Raw genomic sequence first — 4,279 nt, 5'->3', positions numbered from 1 at the left:
CCCCCGCCGCACACCAACCCCGCGCCTGCAGCGGCGGGGGCGGGGGCCAACCCTCGCCGATGTACGACAGGACCCCCGTCATGCCCGAAGCACCCGCGTCGCCACCCCGCGACGACCCCAACCCGCCCGACAACGCCGTCGTGCTGGAGGCCCGCGACCTCAGCAAGCACTTCCGCGTCCGGCGCACCCTGCGCAGCTTCGCCGACCGTGACCGGCCCGTGGTCCACGCCGTCGACGACGTGTCCCTGCGGCTGCGCCGCGGCACCGTCACGGCCGTGGTGGGTGAGTCAGGCTCGGGCAAGTCCACCATCGCCCGCCTCCTCGCCCAGCTCTACCCGGCCACCTCGGGAGAGCTGCGGCTGTCGGGCAAGCCCGTCCGCGCCCCCAAGGGCCGCGCCTTCCGCGCCTACTGCCGCCAGGTCCAGCTGATCTTCCAGGACCCGTTCGGCTCGCTCAACCCCACGCACACCGTGCGGTACCACCTCACCCGGGCGCTGCGCATCCACGGCCGCGCCGGGCGCACCTCGGCCGAGCTGGACCAGGCCCTCGCCGACCTGCTGACCCGCGTGCACCTCACCCCGCCCGAGCGGTACCTGCCCTCGTTCCCGCACGAGCTCTCCGGCGGCCAGCGGCAGCGCGTCGCCATCGCCCGCGCCATGGCCGCCGACCCCAAGGTGCTGCTGGCCGACGAGCCGGTGTCGATGCTGGACGTCTCCATCCGCCTCGGCATCCTGAACCTGCTGCGCGACCTGAAGGAACGCCTCAACCTCGCCATCCTCTACATCACCCACGACATCGCCTCCGCCCGCTACTTCGCGGACGAGACCCTGGTGATGTACGCGGGCCGCATGGTCGAGGGCGGGGACAGCGAGACCGTCACCCAGCGGCCCGCCCACCCCTACACGCAGCTGCTCATCGGCTCCGCGCCCGACCCCGACCGGATCGCCGCCTCGGGCGCCGGCTCGGGCACCGGGGCGGCCGAGGGCGCCGACGCCACCGAGGGCGAGGAGCACGGCGGCGAGCCGCCCAGCCTCATATCGCCGCCCTCCGGCTGCCGCTTCCACCCGCGCTGCCCGATGGCGATGGAGCGCTGCCGCACCGACGTGCCGCCGCGGTTCGACCTGGCCGGCGGCCAGTGGGCCGCCTGCTGGCTCTACGACGGCACCTCCGAGGAGCGGCCCGCCCCCCAGGAGGCGTCCGCGTGAGGTACTTCCTGCAACGCCTGGCGTTCTACCTCTTCAGCGCCTGGGCGGCCATCACCATCAACTTCTTCATCCCGCGCATGATGCCGGGCGACCCCGTGCAGGCGCTGATCAACCGCTACCAGGGGCAGTTGAGCACCCAGGCCATCGACTCGCTGCGCACCCTCTTCGGCCTGGACACCGAGGCCTCGCTCTGGCGGCAGTACCTGGACTACTGGGGCAACCTCTTCCAGGGCGACCTGGGCACCTCGTTCACCTACTTCCCCACCGGCGTCTCGGACATCATCAGCCAGTCGATGCCCTGGACGCTGTCGCTGATGGGCCTCACCACCGTCATCAGCTTCCTGCTGGGCACCGGCATCGGCGTCTACGCCGGCTGGCGGCGCGGCTCCTGGCTGGACGGGATGCTGCCGGTCACCACGTTCATCTCCGCCATCCCCTACTTCTGGCTCGGCCTGATCGCCATCGCGCTGTTCGCCGTGCAGTGGCCGGTCTTCCCCGCCTCCGGCGGCTACGACAACGGCCTGGTGCCCGGCTGGGACTGGGAGTTCATCTCCAGCGCCATCTACCACGGCACGCTGCCCGGCATCACCATCGTCGTCAGCGCCATCGCCGGGTGGATCCTCGGCATGCGCAACATGATGGTGTCCGTCTCCGCCGAGGACTACGTCCTGGTCGCCCACGCCAAGGGCCTGCCGGAGCGCCGCGTGATGTTCTCCTACGCGGCCCGCAACGCCATCCTGCCCAACATCTCCAACTTCGCGCTCTCCCTCGGCTTCATCGTCGGCGGAACGCTGCTCGTCGAGATGGTCTTCTCCTATCCGGGCATCGGCTACGTCCTCTTCCAGGGCGTCGGCGCCAAGGACTACCCGCTCATGCAGGGCGTGTTCCTGTTCATCACGCTCGCCGTGCTCGCCGCCAACCTGGTGGCCGACGTCGTCTACCTGCTCCTCGACCCACGCACCCGACGGGAGGCGTAGCGATCATGGCACTCCAAGCCACCGACACCGCCGTGGCCTCCGGCGAGGCGACCGCGGTCCCTCGCCGGGACCGGCTGCGCTTCCTGCGCAACCCCAAGACCGTCACCGGCCTGGTCATCCTCGGCGTCTTCGTCGTGATCGCCATCGCCGGCTCCTGGCTGGCGCCCTACGACCCGTCCGCGCGCAGCGAGGAACTGCTCCAACCGCCGTCCCTCGACCACCCGTTCGGCACCACCCAGACCGGGCAGGACATCTTCTCGCAGATCCTGGTCGGCACCCGGGGCGTGCTGGTGGTCGGCCTCGTCGCCGCCCTGATCGCCACCGTCCTCGGCGTCCTCATCGGGGTCACCGCGGGCTACCTCGGCGGCATCGGCGACGAGGTGCTCTCCTCGGTCAGCAACGTCTTCCTCGTCATCCCCGGCCTGCCGCTGATCATCATCGTCACCAGCCAGCTGCCCGAGACGACCGACCTCACCATCGCCCTGGTCATCGGCCTCACCTCGTGGGCCTGGGGCGCGCGCGTGCTGCGCGCCCAGACGCTCTCGCTGCGCGGCCGGGACTACGTCCAGGCGGCCCGCGCCACCGGCGAGTCGACCTGGCGCATCATCGTCTTCGAGCTGCTGCCCAACCTGACCCCGGTCATCGCCTCCGGCTTCATCGGCACCGTCATCTTCGCGGTCCTCTCCGAGATCACGCTGGCGTTCATCGGCGTCGCCGACATCTCCCACTGGAACTGGGGCACCGTGCTGTTCTGGGCGCAGAGCAACCAGGCGCTCGCCCAGGACGCCTGGTGGTGGTTCGTGCCCGCGGGTCTGTGCATCGCCATGCTGGGCACGGCGCTGGCGCTCATCAACTTCGGCATCGACGAGTTCATCAACCCGCGGCTCCGCTCCGAGGGGCGTGTCGACCGTTCGGTGCGGATGCGCGTCGGATTCACGCCCGTCGTCCGGGCTCCCCGGGACGCCGGGAAGGGCACGGCGAAGGACGGCCCCGGCGCCGGCTCCCAGGCCGGCCCGGGCAAGGACACCACCGGGAAGGACAAGCGGCCATGAGCACCCCAGCCGTTCTGGACATCAGCGGCCTGTGCGTCGACTACGGCCTCGGGGACGCCGCCGTGCACGCCGTGCGCGACGTCGACCTCACCCTGCACCGCGGCGAGGTCCTCGGCCTGGCGGGGGAGTCGGGCAGCGGCAAGTCCACCCTCGCCTACGGCGTCACCCGGCTGCTGTCCCCACCCGGCGTCATCACCGGGGGAGAGGTGCGGTACTACCCGCGCGGCGGCGGCGACACGGACATCCTCGCCCTGTCGCCCGAGCAGCTGCGGGCCTTCAGGTGGCAGGAGATCTCCCTGGTCTTCCAGGGCGCGATGAACTCGCTGAACCCGGTGCACTCGGTGCAGTCCCAGCTCACCGACGTGCTCAGGGCCCACCGCCCGGAGATGAGCAGGGCCGAACGCGCCGCCCGCGCCGCGGAACTGCTCTCCCTGGTCGGCATCTCCGCCGACCGTCTGGGCAGTTACCCGCACCAGCTCTCCGGCGGCATGCGGCAGCGCGTGATGATCGCCATGGCGCTCGCCCTCGACCCCGAGATCGTCATCCTGGACGAGCCGACCACCGCGCTCGACGTGGTCATGCAGCGGCAGATCCTGCGCCAGCTCTCCCGGCTGCGCGACGAGCTGGACTTCGCCGTCGTGTTCATCACGCACGACATCTCGCTGCTCATCGAGTTCTCCGACCGGATCGCCATCATGTACGGCGGGCGCATCGTCGAGCAGGCGAAGTCGAAGGAGATCTACCAGACCGCCCACCACCCCTACAGCGACGGGCTGCTGCACTCCTTCCCCGCGCTGCACGGACCGCGCCGCGAGCTGAGCGGCATCCCGGGGTCGCCCCCCGACCTCAGGTCGATGCCCGCCGGATGCGCGTTCCACCCGCGTTGCCCCAAGGCGTTCGAGCCCTGCGACCAGCGCGTCCCCGTGCTCCAGCCCGTCGAACCCGGCAGCGACCGCACCGTCGCCTGCTGGTTGCACGCCGATCACTGACCAGGAGCGTCATGCCATGACCGCCACCGCCAAGCCGTCCGCCCACCCCCTGGACC

General features: G+C 71.1%; 4 protein-coding genes. All 4 read left to right on the top strand.

Features of this window, described 5'->3' with window-relative positions; all coding sequences use genetic code 11:
• Positions 1–80 precede the first annotated feature (80 nt).
• Genes ADY01_RS33530 through ADY01_RS33515 form a run of 4 tightly spaced genes read left to right on the top strand, consistent with a single transcriptional unit; the run spans position 81 to position 4,223 of the window.
• Entirely contained in the window at positions 81–1,205 is a 1,125-nt protein-coding gene (locus ADY01_RS33530; RefSeq protein WP_049580532.1) for an ABC transporter ATP-binding protein, read from the top strand.
• On the top strand, positions 1,202–2,182 hold the full coding sequence (locus ADY01_RS33525) for an ABC transporter permease (protein ID WP_049580531.1): 981 nt from the start codon (positions 1,202–1,204) through the stop codon (positions 2,180–2,182). The genes ADY01_RS33530 and ADY01_RS33525 overlap by 4 nt, the downstream gene beginning before the upstream one ends.
• A 5-nt stretch (positions 2,183–2,187) precedes the next feature.
• A complete protein-coding gene (locus tag ADY01_RS33520; protein WP_078900828.1) occupies positions 2,188–3,234 on the top strand; it encodes an ABC transporter permease in 1,047 nt (348 codons plus the stop codon).
• On the top strand, positions 3,231–4,223 hold the full coding sequence (locus ADY01_RS33515) for an ABC transporter ATP-binding protein (protein ID WP_049580530.1): 993 nt from the start codon (positions 3,231–3,233) through the stop codon (positions 4,221–4,223). The genes ADY01_RS33520 and ADY01_RS33515 overlap by 4 nt, the downstream gene beginning before the upstream one ends.
• Positions 4,224–4,279: the final 56 nt, after the last annotated feature.

It is taken from the genome of Streptomyces sp. SBT349 (genome assembly GCF_001083795.1).
GTDB lineage: Bacteria > Actinomycetota > Actinomycetes > Streptomycetales > Streptomycetaceae > Streptomyces.
The sequence above is the reverse complement of the archived record's forward strand: the minus strand, read 5'-3'. Positions and strand labels throughout refer to the sequence as shown.

Bases quoted from the DNA above. Each gene is read 5' to 3' on its own strand.
- ADY01_RS33530 (WP_049580532.1), top strand. From the start codon at position 81: ATGCCCGAAGCACCCGCGTCGCCACCCCGCGACGACCCCAACCCGCCC.
- ADY01_RS33520 (WP_078900828.1), top strand. From the start codon at position 2,188: ATGGCACTCCAAGCCACCGACACCGCCGTGGCCTCCGGCGAGGCGACC.
- ADY01_RS33515 (WP_049580530.1), top strand. From the start codon at position 3,231: ATGAGCACCCCAGCCGTTCTGGACATCAGCGGCCTGTGCGTCGACTAC.